At 74.2% G+C, this 13,249-nt stretch carries 12 protein-coding genes; 4 read left to right on the top strand and 8 right to left on the bottom strand.

Annotated elements, in window-relative coordinates; all coding sequences use genetic code 11:
• Window positions 1-255: 255 nt before the first annotated feature.
• A complete protein-coding gene (locus NE234_RS17920; protein ID WP_252781449.1) occupies window positions 256-1,185 on the top strand; it encodes an alpha/beta hydrolase in 930 nt (309 codons plus the stop codon).
• A gap of 102 nt (window positions 1,186-1,287) precedes the next feature.
• On the top strand, window positions 1,288-2,694 hold the full coding sequence (locus NE234_RS17915) for a serine/threonine-protein kinase (RefSeq protein ID WP_252781448.1): 1,407 nt from the start codon (window positions 1,288-1,290) through the stop codon (window positions 2,692-2,694).
• Window positions 2,695-2,724: 30 nt separating this feature from the next.
• Here NE234_RS17915 and NE234_RS17910 read toward each other — a convergent pair whose 3' ends face one another.
• Window positions 2,725-2,898, bottom strand: coding sequence for a hypothetical protein (locus NE234_RS17910; RefSeq protein WP_252781447.1), 174 nt, complete (start codon window positions 2,896-2,898; stop codon window positions 2,725-2,727).
• A gap of 123 nt (window positions 2,899-3,021) precedes the next feature.
• Here NE234_RS17910 and NE234_RS17905 point away from each other — a divergent pair, with 123 nt between their 5' ends.
• A complete protein-coding gene (locus tag NE234_RS17905) occupies window positions 3,022-3,411 on the top strand; it encodes a phage holin family protein (protein WP_252781446.1) in 390 nt (129 codons plus the stop codon).
• 53 nt (window positions 3,412-3,464) lie between these two features.
• Here NE234_RS17905 and NE234_RS17900 read toward each other — a convergent pair whose 3' ends face one another.
• From NE234_RS17900 to NE234_RS17875, 6 genes are all read right to left on the bottom strand, one after another.
• The gene (locus NE234_RS17900; RefSeq protein WP_252781445.1) at window positions 3,465-4,484 is read right to left on the bottom strand and encodes a TIGR03842 family LLM class F420-dependent oxidoreductase; all 1,020 of its coding nucleotides are present in this window, start codon (window positions 4,482-4,484) and stop codon (window positions 3,465-3,467) included.
• A 14-nt stretch (window positions 4,485-4,498) separates the two neighbouring features.
• Window positions 4,499-5,905 (bottom strand): dihydropyrimidinase, encoded by a 1,407-nt coding sequence (hydA, locus tag NE234_RS17895; RefSeq protein ID WP_252781444.1) that lies wholly within the window; start codon window positions 5,903-5,905, stop codon window positions 4,499-4,501.
• 20 nt (window positions 5,906-5,925) lie between these two features.
• Window positions 5,926-6,768 (bottom strand): nitrilase-related carbon-nitrogen hydrolase, encoded by an 843-nt coding sequence (locus NE234_RS17890; RefSeq protein ID WP_252781443.1) that lies wholly within the window; start codon window positions 6,766-6,768, stop codon window positions 5,926-5,928.
• 335 nt (window positions 6,769-7,103) lie between these two features.
• On the bottom strand, window positions 7,104-8,687 hold the full coding sequence (locus tag NE234_RS17885) for an MFS transporter (RefSeq protein ID WP_252781442.1): 1,584 nt from the start codon (window positions 8,685-8,687) through the stop codon (window positions 7,104-7,106).
• Between the two features lie 97 nt (window positions 8,688-8,784).
• The gene (locus NE234_RS17880) at window positions 8,785-10,149 is read right to left on the bottom strand and encodes a hypothetical protein (protein ID WP_252781441.1); all 1,365 of its coding nucleotides are present in this window, start codon (window positions 10,147-10,149) and stop codon (window positions 8,785-8,787) included.
• 82 nt (window positions 10,150-10,231) lie between these two features.
• Window positions 10,232-10,813: a CGNR zinc finger domain-containing protein gene (locus tag NE234_RS17875; protein ID WP_252781440.1), complete on the bottom strand. Its 582-nt coding sequence runs from the start codon at window positions 10,811-10,813 to the stop codon at window positions 10,232-10,234.
• Window positions 10,814-10,892: 79 nt separating this feature from the next.
• On the opposite strand from NE234_RS17875, the gene NE234_RS17870 reads away from it, so the two are divergent.
• Window positions 10,893-12,212, top strand: coding sequence for an MFS transporter (locus NE234_RS17870; RefSeq protein ID WP_252781439.1), 1,320 nt, complete (start codon window positions 10,893-10,895; stop codon window positions 12,210-12,212).
• Window positions 12,213-12,263: 51 nt separating this feature from the next.
• On the opposite strand, the gene NE234_RS17865 is transcribed toward NE234_RS17870, so the two are convergent.
• Entirely contained in the window at window positions 12,264-13,208 is a 945-nt protein-coding gene (locus tag NE234_RS17865; protein ID WP_252781438.1) for a PDR/VanB family oxidoreductase, read from the bottom strand.
• Window positions 13,209-13,249: the final 41 nt, after the last annotated feature.

Below are 13,249 nucleotides of genomic sequence, written 5' to 3'. Positions count from 1 at the left end.
CCCGCAGGGGTGCCGCGCCGGCGGCCGGGATGTGCACGGCGCCGGCCGTGGACCCGCGCGGGGAGGGCGCTGGTCACAGCTCGACGCTCTCCCCGGTTCTGAGCACGCGGATGTCGGCGCCGGACCGCTCGGCCTCGACCTCCAGCCACGATTCGACGACCTCCAGGCCGAGCTCGGAGACGTAGGCGTCGTGGATCGAGTACGCCCGGATCTTTTCGCTTGCCGCGACGGCGGTGACCTCGGTAGAGGTGAGGGGTGAACGACATCAGAGGCGGCCGGCACACGAGTCCGGCCGAGCCTTCCGACGCGCCTGCCGGGGAGGGTTCCGCCGTGTCCTCCGGCGTCCCCTCCGGTGCGCCTGCCGGGGAGCCGTCCGGCGTGCTGACCCGGCGCGCCTCCGCGCCGGACGCGACGGTGGCGTACGGCGACCTGCCGGACCAGGTCGCCGACGTGCGGTTCCCCCGCAACGGCGCGGGTGCGGCGGCGCCGCTGGTCGTCATCGTGCACGGCGGGTTCTGGCGCGCCCGGTACGACCGGGCGCACACCGGGCCGATGGCCGACGACCTCGCGGCCCGCGGCTTCGCCACCGCCTCGGTCGAGTACCGCCGCGTGGGGCAGGAGGGCGGCGGCTGGCCGGGCACCTTCGACGACGTCGCCCGGGCCGTCGACGCCGTTCCCGCGCTCGCGGCCGGAGTCGTTCCGGGCGGGATCGGTGACGTCGTGCTGCTGGGCCACTCGGCGGGCGGTCACCTCGCGCTGTGGGCCGCGTCACGGGCGCGCCTTCCCGCGTGCGCCCCCTGGCGTCTTCCGGCCGCGCCGCCGCTGCGCGGAGTGCTCGCGCTGGCGCCGGTGGCGGCGCTCGAACTCGCCTCGCGCCAGGGCCTGAGCGACGGCGCCGCCGACGACCTGCTGGGCGGGCCCGCCGGCGATCTGCCCGAGCGCACCGCGCTCGCCGACCCGCTGGCGCTGCTCCCCTCCTCGATCCCGTCCGTGCTGGTGCACGGGACGGCGGACGAGGACGTCCCGGTCGGGCAGTCGCGCCGGTACGCCGACGCGGCACGGGCGGCGGGCGACCCCTGCGCCCGGATCGAGCTTCCCGGCATCGGCCATCTCGCGCTGATCGACCCGCTGTCCGGTGCCTGGCCCACGGTCCTCGACGCGCTGACGGGCCTGCTCGGACGCTGATCACGTCGCCGAAAATCCGGCGTACCGCGTGTGGCGCAGGTTATCGGTGTTTTCCGGACAGAGACGGGTAGGCGGAGTCCCATGCCTACCGTGGTGCCGAGAGTGGTCGGAGAACGTTACCGGTTGTGCGAGCGGTTGGCGGCCGGAGGTGTGGGCGAGGTCTGGCGGGCGGAGGACACCGCGCTCGACCGCACGGTGGCCGTCAAGATGCTGCGCCCGGAGCACGCCGAGAGCGAGGAGTACCGCGAACGGCTCCGGCTGGAGGCACGGCACCTGGCGGCCCTGTCCCACCCGCGCCTCGCGGAGGTCTACGACTACGGCGACGGCCGGGAGGACCAGCGGCCGTACCTCGTCATGGAGCTCATCGACGGTGAGCCGCTGTCGGCCGTGCTCGCCCGTGCGCGCACACTGCCGCCCCGCCGCGTCGTCGAGATCGTCGCGCAGGCGGCCGAGGGCCTGGCGTGCGTCCACGCGGCCGCGCTCGTTCATCGCGACATGAAGCCGGCGAACCTGCTCATCCGCCCGGACGGCAGCGTGAAGATCACTGATTTCGGCATCGCGCGCGGGCCCGAGACGCTCCGGCTGACCCGCACCGGCGAGGTGATCGGCACCCCGCTGTACCTGGCGCCCGAGCAGGCGGCCGGGTACGGCGTGACACCCGCCGGCGACCTCTACAGCCTGGGCGTGATCGCCTGGGAGTGCCTGGCCGGGCGGCCGCCGTTCCAAAGCGATGACGTGCTGGCGGTCGCCATCGCCCACCGCGACCGCCCCGTCCCGCTGCTCCCCGACAGCGTCCCCGAGCCCGTACGCGCCCTGGTGGAGGCGCTCACCGCCAAGGACCCGGCGGCCCGGCCGGACGCCGTCGCCGTCGCCGAGTGGGCCCGGCGGCTGCGCGACGACCCGGCGGTGGCCGCCGCGCCGCCCGGTCCCGTCCTCGCCGTCGAGGAGGAGCCGTCGCCCGCCGGGGACACGGCCGAGGTCCCCGCGTCGCCGCACCGGCGGGCCCTCCTCCTCGGCGTCGGAGCGGTCGCCGCCGCGGCGCTCACCGGAGCGAGCGGGTGGGCGTTGCGCAGCCCGTCCGCCGTGCGGTCGGCACGCGCCCAGACCGGCGGCGCGCCGTCGGCCCGGCCCCGCCGGACGGTCACCGTCGATCCCACCGACTACTACGGGCACCGCCTGGACTCCGTCGTGAAGGCGCTGCAGCGGCTGGGCCTGCGTGTCAGCGTCCGGCACCAGGTGGTTCCGGGACGGAGCTCCGGCACGGTGGTCGGGCTCACACCCTCCGGGGAGATGGCCGTCGGCACGACGGTCACGGTCTACGCGGCCCGTACCCTCACGACGCCCTCGGCGCCACACCGGACCACGCGCGCCGCGTCCCGTACCGGCGGATCCGCGGAGCCGACGCGAACCGTCGTCCACCGGCCGGCCCCTCCCGGCAAGGCGAAGGCCAAGGCCGGTGAGCCGAAGGGCAAGGCGAAGGGCAAGCGCAGGAAGCACGGCAAGGACTGACCCGGCCGCGCCCCGCCGGGGCGGCCCGCGTCAGCGTACGGCGCGGGGCCGGCCGCGGCGCCGGCCGAGCAGGATTCCGCCGAGGATCATGTCGGCCAGGAACACCACGATTCCGATGATCAACAGGAAGAAGAGGCCCTTCACCACCCATCCGGAGATGCCGAGGGCTATCGCGACGAGGATGAGGGCCAGGAACAGCGACATGTCACTCCTCCTTCCGGAGTTCCTGGTCAGGGCATACCCGCAGGACGACGTCCGTACGAGCCGGGCGCGTTACTCCGCACCGGTGCCGGGTAGCGCTCGGGTAAAACACGTGAGGAGGCGGCAATGGCCGACGACGAATCGATGTCCGAGCTCCTGCAGGACGTGACGGCGCAGACGGTCCACCTCGTCCGCGACGAGATGGCGGTCGTCCGTAAGGAGATGGTCGAGAACGCGGGGCGGGCCAAGAGCGGGATGGTGCTGCTCGGCGGCGGGGGTGCTCTGATCGCCTACGGAACGGGCGCGGTCGTGGCCGGTTCGGTCGCCGCGCTGTCCCGGAGGCTGCCGATGTGGGCCGCCGCGCTGACGGTGGGCGGCGGCCTGATCTCCGCCGGAGGCGCGCTCGCGGTGGCCGGGCGACGCGAGCTGCGGCAGGCTTTCCCGCTCGTGTCCAAGGAGTCGACCACGAGGATCAAGGAGGACGCCCTCGACATCGTCGACCGGGCCCTGCCGTGACGGGCCGTGGCCGTCCGGCCGCCGTCACGCCTCCGGCCGGACGGGCCCGCGGGTCAGCCGGTCAGGGCCGGGATGACGGTCTCGCCGTAGGCGTCGATCGTCCTCTCCTTGGCGTCGTGCATGTCGTAGACGGCGAACTGGTCGACGCCGAGCGCCCGCAGCCTCCGCAGCCGGTCGATGTGCGCCTCGGCCGGGCCGACCAGGCAGAACCGGTCGACGATCTCGTCCGGGACGAACGCGGCGTCCGGGTTGCCCGCACGGCCGTGGTGGGCGTAGTCGTAGCCTTGGCGGGCCTTGATGTAGTCGGTCAGCTCCGCGGGCACCAGGGAGGACGACTCGCCGTACCTGCTCACGAGGTCGGCGACGTGGTTGCCGACCATGCCGCCGAACCACCGGCACTGGTCACGCGCGTGCGCCAGGGCCCCGGGGGAGTCGTCGCCGGTGACGTACGCCGGGGCGGCGACGCAGATCGTGACGTCGGCGGGGTCGCGGCCGGCGGCGGCCGCGGCGTCCCGGACCGCCTTGACCATCCACTCGGTGAGGTAGACGTCGGCGAGCTGCAGGATGAAGCCGTCGGCCTTGGCCCCGGTGAGGGCGAGGGCCTTGGGCCCGTACGCCGCCGTCCAGACCGGCAGCCGGGCGCCCTCCTCGATCCAGGGGATGCGGATGGGCGTGCCGTCGACCTCCGCCGTACGCCCCTCGGCGAGGTCCCGGATCACGTGGATCGCCTCCTCGAGCACGGCAAGGGAGTTCGGCCGGCGGCCCGCCACGCGCATCGCGGAGTCGCCCCGGCCGATGCCGCAGATCGTCCGGTTCCCGAACATCGAGTTCAGCGTGGCGAACGTCGAGGCGGTGACCTCCCAGGTACGGGTGCCGGGATTGGTGACCATGGGGCCGACGATCAGGCGCTCGGTCCGCGCGAGGATCTGGCTGTGAATGACGAACGGCTCCTGCCACAGCACGGCGGAGTCGAACGTCCAGCCGTACGTGAAGCCGCATCGCTCGGCGCGGCGCATCAGCTCGATGACGGCCGAGGCGGGCGGATCGGTCTGCAGGACGAGTCCGAAGTCCATGAGGCGGCCTTTCTTCAGCCGGGGTACCGGCAGGTCTCGCGGGCGACGAAGCGGCCGTGACCGGCCCGGCCGGTGTAGGAACGGTCGTCGACGACGACCTCGCCGCGGGACAGGACCGTCTGGACCCGGCCCGTGACGGTCCGCCCCTCGTACGCCGAGTAGTCGACGTTCATGTGGTGGGTCTCGGCGGACATGACCTGGGTGGCGTCCGGATCGTAGATCACGATGTCGGCGTCCGCGCCCGGCGCGATGGTGCCCTTGCGCGGGTACATGCCGAACATGCGGGCCGGGGCCGCGCAGGCGATCTCGATCCAGCGGCGCCGCGAGATGTGGCCGTCGACCACCGCCTGGTGCAGCAGGTCCATGCGGTTCTCGACGCCCGGCAGCCCGTTGGGGATCTTGGAGAAGTCGCCCAGGCCCATCTCCTTCTGGCCCTTGAAGCAGAACGGGCAGTGGTCGGTGGAGACGACCTGCAGGTCGTCGGTCCGCAGCGCCCGCCACAGGTGCGCCTGGTGCTCCTTCGGGCGCAGCGGCGTGGAGCAGACGTACTTGGCGCCCTCGAAGTCCGGCTCGGCGAGGTTGTCGGCGGACAGGAAGAGGTACTGCGGGCAGGTCTCCCCGAAGACGGGCAGGCCCAGGTCACGGGCCCGGGCGAGCTCGGCGACCGCCTCCATCGCCGAGACGTGCACGACGTACAGCGGCGCCCCGGCGACGCGCGCCAGCTGGATCGCGCGGTGCGTGGCCTCGGCCTCCAGCAGCGCGTGGCGGACCTCGCCGTGGTGGCGCGGGTCGGTACGGCCGGCGGCCAGGGCCTGCTCGACCAGCACGTCGATCGCGATGCCGTTCTCGGCGTGCATCATGACCAGGCCGCCGTTCCCGGCGGCGCGCTGCATGGCACGCAAGATCTTGCCGTCGTCGCTGTAGAAGACGCCGGGGTAGGCCATGAAGAGCTTGAAGCTGGTGACGCCCTCGTCGACCAGGGCGTCCATCTCCTTCAGCGTGTCCTCGGTGACGTCGGAGAGGATCATGTGGAAGGCGTAGTCGACGGCGCAGTTCCCGTCGGCCTTGGCGTGCCAGGCGTCCAGCCCGGCGCGCAGCGACTCGCCGACGGTCTGCACGGCGAAGTCCACGATCGTCGTGGTCCCGCCCCAGGCGGCGGCGCGGGTGCCGGTCTCGAACGTGTCGACGGCGTTCGTCCCGCCGAACGGCATCTCCATGTGGGTGTGCGCGTCGACGCCGCCCGGGATGACGTACCTGCCGGTCGCGTCGATGACGCGGCCGGCGGACCCCGCCCACGTGCGGGCGACGTCGCTGTCGTGCGCGGCGAGCGCGGTGACCCGGCCGTCCTCGACGAGGACGTCGGCGTTCGTCTCCTCGGCGGCGGTGATCACCAGTCCGCCGCGGATCACGGTGGTCCCCATGCGGTCGGCTCCTCTCCGGGTCAGCTGTCGGTCAGCGGGCCGTAGGCGTCCGGGCGGCGGTCCCGGTAGAACGCCCACTGCTGCCGCACCTCGTCGATCAGTCCGAAGTCCAGGTCGCGGACGACGAGCTCCTCCTCCTTGCCCGAGGCGACCTCGCCGACGAACTGCCCGCGCGGGTCGACGAAGTAGCTGGTGCCGTAGAAGTCGTTGTCCCCGTACTCCTCCACGCCGACCCGGTTGATCGCGGCGACGAAGTACTCGTTGGCGACCGCCGCGGCGGGCTGCTCCAGCTTCCACAGGTACGACGACAGGCCCCGGTGCGTGGCCGACGGGTTGTACACGAGCTGGGCGCCGGCCAGGCCGAGGGCGCGCCAGCCCTCCGGGAAGTGCCGGTCGTAGCAGATGTAGACGCCGACGCGGCCGGCGGCCGTGTCGAAGACCGGCCAGCCGAGGTTCCCGGGCCGGAAGTAGAACTTCTCCCAGAAGCCCTTGACCTGGGGGATGTGGTGCTTGCGGTACTTGCCGAGGAAGGCGCCGTCGGCGTCGATGACGGCGGCGGTGTTGTAGTAGAAGCCCGACTGTTCGATCTCGTAGACGGGGACGACCATCACCATGCCGAGTTCGCGGGCGAGCTCGCGCATGCGCCGCACGGTCGGGCCGTCCGGCACCGGCTCGGCCCACCGGTAGTGCTCGGAATCCTGCACCTGGCAGAAGTAGGGAGCGTTGAAGACCTCCTGGAAGCCGATGATCTTCGCGCCCTGCGCGGCGGCCGCGCGGGCGTGCTCCTCGTGTTTGGCGATCATCGTCTCGGTGTCACCCGTCCAGGTCGCCTGGACCAGGGCCGCGCGCACGATCGGGCTCATCGGATCTCTCCCATCGGAAAGCGTGAGCGGCGCAGGGAGGGAGTGGGCTCCCCGCCCTCATGTCGGCTGACGCTACGAGCCGTTCGGCGCGTCGTACAGTGCCACGGTGTAACGGGATCCGGTGGCCGCGTTGCACCTCGTCACCTGCGCCGACGCCCGTTCACGGAAGTGTCACGACGAGGCACTCGATGAGTGAATTCCGCGTTTCGGCCGGCTTCATGCGGGAGGCCGCCGCCCACCCGGAACAGGTGGGCGACGGCCCCGTCGGCTCGGCGACTCCGCTGCCCGGCAGCACCGGACGAGCCGTCGATCAGGTGACGACGGGCGTACGTCGGTCAGGCGGTGGCGGCGGCCTCCTGGGCCGGCGGCTGCTCGGTGACCTCCTCCCGGACCCCGCCCCGCAGGGCGACCAGGGCGAGCAGACAGGACACGAGCGCGGCCGCCCCGCAGACGACGAAACCGATCGTGTAGCCGTGCCCGAGGGCGTCGAACGCGAGGGGCCCCGCGCCGCCGGGCGGGGAGGAGGGCGGAACGGAGTTCACCGCGAGCGGCCCGCCCTCGGCGGCGACGTGCCCGGCGGCGGCCTTGACCGCCGGGCTCAGCGTCGAATGGGCGAGATCCGCGGTGAACTGCGACGCGGCCCGGCTGAGCGCGATCGCGCCGATCACCGCGGGGCCCAGCGTGAACCCGAAGTCGCGCAGGAGGCTGGTCGCGGCGCTGGCCATGCCGGCGTAGTGGATCGGCACCGTGTTCACGGCGGTCGCGGTGATGGAGGAGACGGTCAGCGCGAAGCCGACGCCCACCAGGCCCAGCGGCAGGATGAGCGAGGTCAGCGCCCGGTCGGAGACGGGCAGGGTCGCGGCGGTGAAGTCGCCGGCCGCCATGAGCGCCAGGCCGATCGTGAGGATCCAGCGGCCGGCCAGCCGGTCGAGCAGCCGGGAGGTGAGGGGGAGCATCACCAGGGCCAGGCCGTTGAGCAGCAGAAAGGCCACCGAGGAGCGCATCGGGCTCTGGTGCTGGATCGGGCCCAGCCGGATGCTCGCCGCGTACGCCGTGCCGAGGAAGCTGAACATGCCGACCACGGCCACGAACGACGCGATGGCGAACGCCCGGTTCCTGAACAGGTCGAGCCGCAGCAGGGGGGAGCGGGCCCGGCGCTCGGCGACGACGAACAGCACCACGAAGACCGCGGCGATCACGAACGCCGTCACCACCGGGCCGGAGCCCCAGCCGTCGGTGGGCCCCTGGATGACGGCGTACAGCAGCGCGAACAGGCCGATGCCGATCGTGACCTGGCCGCCCAGGTCCAGGGAGCGGCCCTCGGGTGCGCTGGAGTTCGCGGCCAGCAGCAGGCTGACCAGGGTGCTGACGGCGGCGATCAGCGTCACGACGACGAAGGCCCACCGCCAGGATCCGTAGTTGCCGGTGATCCCGCCGAGCACCGGGGCGATGAAACCGCCGGTGGACAGCGACGCCGCCCAGATGGCGATGGCGCGGGACCGCGCCTGGTGGGTGCGGGTCCCGGCGGCCACCATGGCGAGGGAGGTCGGGAAGAGCGCGGCCGCGCCGAGCCCGGCGATGGCCTGCCCGGCCCACAGCAGGTGGACGCCGTCGCTCGCGGCGGCGACGATCTCACCGACGACGATCAGGAGCGAGCCCCCGACCAGCAACTGCTTGCGGCCGAAGAGGTCGCCGAGAACGCCGAAGGTCAGCTCCAGCACGGTGACGGGCAGCAGGAAGGCGTCGGAGATCCAGGTGAGCTGCGAGCCGATCGGGTGCAGGTCCTCCTGGAACAGGCCGTTCAGGGTGGCGGGGATGGCGAGGGCGATCTGGGCGAGGCAGACGGCGAGGCAGCCGGCGATGAGCGTGCCGAGCGGGAGCCTGGCCGGCCCGGGGTCCGTGGGTTCGCGATGCGACATGGGTGTTCCCGGAAGTCGGAGGGGTTGGGGGAGGGCGCGGGCGGAGGCACGCGGACGAGCGGATGAGAGGACGAGGGAGGGGAGGGAACGGCGCGGGTCAGGAGGCGCGGACGCCGACGAGCCGGCCGGGGCGGTAGGTGACGAAGGCGGCGCCGCCGAGGTTGAGGGACTGCGCGGCCCGCTGCAGGGAGGCGGGTTCGGCGACCCGGTCCCAGCGACCGGTCGCGACGCGGTGGTCGATCGCGTGCACGCCCGCGACCATCTCGGCGGTGGTGAACGCGCAGTGACCCTGACGGGCGACGTACGCCTGCCGGAGCAGCGCGCCGTCGCCGGCCGCCCGGACCCGCGCGGCGAACGCGGACTCCTGCTCGACGGGGACGAGCTGGTCGGACGTGGTGTGCAGGTCGAGCAGCGGCACTGCCAGGCGCTGTCCCGCCGTGGAGGTCTCCCGCAGCGCGCGGCGCGCCTTCGGGTCGGCCGTCAGATGCGCCCCTCTGGTCAGCGTGCTCAGGTCGGCGCGCAGGTCCAGGCCGGCCTCGCCGTACAGGGCGCGGACCTCGGGGGCGTGCTCGGACTCGCGCAGCAGCGCCGCGTAGTCGACGCCGGTGTTCCCCGAGGTGTTGCCGCCGGCCGACTGCTCGATGGACCACCGGCCGTTCTCGATGAACGCGAGCAGCCCCTGGCTCATCCAGGCGTACTGCTGGGCCTCCTGCCCGTCGGCGTCGCCGGCGGCGGGCGGGTTCTGGCCGGGCGCCCAGTCGCTCTGGTTGAGGTACGCGGCGGCGAGCGCGATCCGGGCCCGCCCCTGCGGGGTGGCCTGGGCGGCGGTGACCGCGCCGGTCAGCCGCTGCGCCGTCGCGGCGGCCTCGTCCGCGCTGCCGAAGCCGGTGAGCTTCACGTCCTGGCCGGGCAGCAGAAGGGAGGCGATCGTGTACTCGGCGTCCAGCTGGTAGTCGTCCAGGTCGACTCCGCCGGCCACCAGCCCGCAGAGCCCGAGGGCGCCGGCAACGCGGCCCCGCGCGTCGCGGGCGATCTGGGCGTTGACGAGCCCGCCCATCGACTCTCCGACGGACAGGGTCCGGGACGGCCGGGCGACCGTGCGGGTGAAGGCGTCCAGGGTGGCGAACTGGTCACGTTCGGCGCTGTTGAGCGCCCACCAGGAGCCGTGCGGGTCGTACGAGGAGCCGGCGAGCGCGTAGCCCTCGCCGAGCAGGGCGGTACGGGCCTCGTCGGACGGGGCGTCCTGCGCCACGGTCGGCCCGTAACCGTGGCTGAACAGCAGAAGGGTCCCGTTCCATCCGGCCGGCACGTCGGCGATCCAGGTGGCGCCGTCGGCGAGGGTGCCGGTCAGGTGGGAGGGGGCGGGGGCCGCCGCGGCGGAGGCGGTCCCGGTCAGGGCGGTCGCGCCGAGGGCTGCGGCGGCGGCGAGGGCCGCGGGAATGCGTAGGAGGCGTCGAGGCACGGAAGCACTCCGTTCTCGGGGGGCATGTGTCGTGCGACACATGAGGGAACGGCTCGAATGTAGGGCCGTATTTTTTCCGTCGTCAAGAGTGTGCCGAATGTTCATCCGACGGCCGCGTCGCCTGGTGATCCGCGCCGCCGCGTGTACGCCGGCGGTAGGCGGCCGACTTGGACTTGTTGCCGCACGCCGCCATCCCGCACCAGCGGCGGCGCCCGGCGTGGGAGGCGTCCAGGAAGAGCCGGCTGCAGTCCGCGTGCGCGCACTCGCGGATGCGGCCGGCGTAGGGTCCGGCCAGCAGGTCGATCGCGTCCCGGGCGATCGTGGAGAGGACCTGGTCGAGGTCGCCCCCGTGCCGTACGGAGCCGCCGGTCAGGCGGGGGACCGTCGGCGGGTGTGCGGCGGCGTCGTTGAGCCGCCGTACGTCGGCCGGGTCGGGGGAGGTCGCGTCGAGCGCCGCGCGGGCGAGCCGGTGGATCACCTCGCGCAGCTCCCGGAGCCGGACGAGGCCGTCGTCGCCGACGGCGACCCCCTCGGCCAGTCCCGCCTGTTCGATCCAGTCGCGGGCGTCGTGCGGGGACCGCAGGGTCTCGACGGGCGTGCGGTGGCGGACCTGGAGCGTCGTCGTGAGGTCGAGGCAGGGCCGACCGCTGAGAAAGGCGAACACGTCACCATATTGACCGGTGACGCGGGCCCGTGCCACCGTGGCGTCACCACATTGTGCGGTGACGCGAGGAGATGAGGCCGTGAGCGCCGGACGCGCCGACGGGCAGATCGCCAGGGGACTGGTCCGGTACGTTCCGGCGGCGGTCCTCGCGCGGGGCGCGGACGGCGGAGCGGCGGTGGGACTCGTCCTGCTCGCCATGGATCCGGGGCTCCGGATTCCCGGGGCCGCCGCGACCGGCGGCCTCCTGGCGGGCGCGCTGAGCGCGCCGCACCTGTTCGGGCCCTGGGCGGCCCGCCGCCTGGACCGCGCCCGCGACGCCCGCTGGGTGCTCGCGACGGCGTTCCTGGTCTACGCGGCGGCGCTGGCGACCGGATCGCTGCTGCTGGGCCGCGCCCCCGTCTGGGCGGCGGTCGCGGCGGTGGCGGTCGCCGGCTGCTGCGGCCCCCTCCTCACCGGCGGGCTGAGCAGCCGGCTGCCGGGCACCTCCGGAGCGGACGGTCCGGCCCGGCGCCGCGCCCAGGGCTGGGACGCCCTGACGTACGGCATCGGCGGCACGGCCGGCCCCGCCGCGGTCGCCGGACTCGCGGGGCTGTTCGGGCCCCTGACCGCGATGCTCGGGCTGAGCGGAGCGGCCGCCCTCGCCGCCGCGCTGACGCCGACCCTGCCGCTGGAACGCTCCACCGACGCGTCCGCGGACCGCGCGCCGGGCGTTCTGGCGGGCATGGGCGTGCTGGCCAGGTCCGCGCCCCTGCGGCGGGTGACCACGCTGACCCTGCTGGGCGCGCTCGGCCTGGGCGCGCTGCCGGTCATCGCTGCCGTGCTCGGACCGCACCTGACCGGCCGGCCCGGCGCGGGCGCCGCCCTGACCGTCGCGTACGGGCTCGGCAACCTCGGCGGCTCCCTGCTCGTGACGATCTTCCCGCTGCGCGGAGAGCCCGAACGGCTCGCGCTCCGGCTGTTCGCCATCCTGGCCGTGACGACCGCCCTGGGCGCGCTGGCGCCCGGATTCACCCTGGCCCTCGCCGGCTTCGCGCTCATCGGCGTCGCCAACGCGCTCTCCTTCACCGCGACGCTGACCGCCCGCACGGCGTACGCGCCGGCCGCCGCACGCGCGCAGGTGTTCGTCACCAGCGCCGGGCTGAAGGTCGCGGTGTCCTCGGTCGGGTCCGCCGCGGCCGGCGCCATGGCGGGTCTCGGCGGCCGTACGCTGCTCCTGCTGTGCGCCGGGGTCGGGGCGGTCGCCCTCCTGTCCGCCGGCGCGGACCGCCTGGCGTGCGCGCGGCGGGAGCGCGGGAACCCGGCGCGGCGCCAGGCCGACCCGCCGGTCCCGGCGCGGCGCGCCGCAAGCCGATCCTCACGAGTCGAAGGCCGGGCCGCCGGCCGCGGCGGCGCGGGCTGATCCTCACGAGTCGAGGACCGGGCCGCCGGTCCCGGCGCGGCGGGCGGATCCTCACAGGTCGAGGACCAGGCGCGGGCCGCGCGACCGGGACACGCAGATCATCATCGTCTCGCCGCCCGCCCGCTCCTCCTCGGTGAGGACCGAGTCGCGGTGGTCGGGCTCGCCCTCCAGGACGTCGGTCTCACAGGTGCCGCACGTGCCCTCCGTGCAGGAGTAGAGCACCTCGACCCCGGCGGACCGGACGGTCTCCAGGACGCTGCCGCCGGCCGGCACGGTGAGCGTCCGCCCGGACCGCGCGAGCACCACCTCGAACGCGGCGTCGTCCGTCGTGCCGGTCTCCCTGGGATGGAAGCGCTCGACCTGGAGGGCGCCCGGCGGCCACCCGGAACGGCACCGCTCCTCGACCGCCGCGAGGAGGGGCTCCGGGCCGCAGCAGTAGACGAGGGTCCGGTCGTCGGGCTCGCCCAGGAACGCGTCCAGGTCCAGCAGTCCCGTCTCGTCCTGCGGCCGTACGCTCACCGCGTCGCCGTAGCCGGTGAGCTCGTCGAGGAAGGCCATCGACGCGCGGGTGCGGCCGCCGTACAGCAGCCGCCACCGGGCGCCGGCCCGCTCGGCGGCCGCCACCATCGGCAGCAGGGGCGTGATGCCGATGCCGCCCGCGATGAACAGGTAGCGCTCGGCGGGCCGGAACGGGAAGTTGCCGCGCGGCCCGCGCACCCGCAGCCGCGTGCCGACGGGGAGCCGGTCGTGGACGTACGCCGACCCTCCCCGGCCGTCCGGCTCGCGCAGGACGGCGATCCGCCAGGCCGTCCGGTCCTCCGGCGATCCGCACAGCGAGTACTGCCGGCTCAGGCCGCCGTCGAGCAGCAGGTCGATGTGGGCGCCCGGCGCCCAGGCGGGCAGCGGCCCGCCGTCGGGGCGGCGCAGGGTCAGGCGGACCACGCCGTCGGCGGCCCGGTCCCGTCCGGCGACGACGACTTCGGTCTCGTCGTTCACGATCGCTGTCGCCTCTCTCGGTGAAGGGGGACGCCACCCGG

Source organism: Actinoallomurus rhizosphaericola, assembly GCF_024055675.1.
Lineage (GTDB): Bacteria > Actinomycetota > Actinomycetes > Streptosporangiales > Streptosporangiaceae > Actinoallomurus > Actinoallomurus soli.
This window is presented reverse-complemented; position numbering and strand designations above follow the sequence as displayed.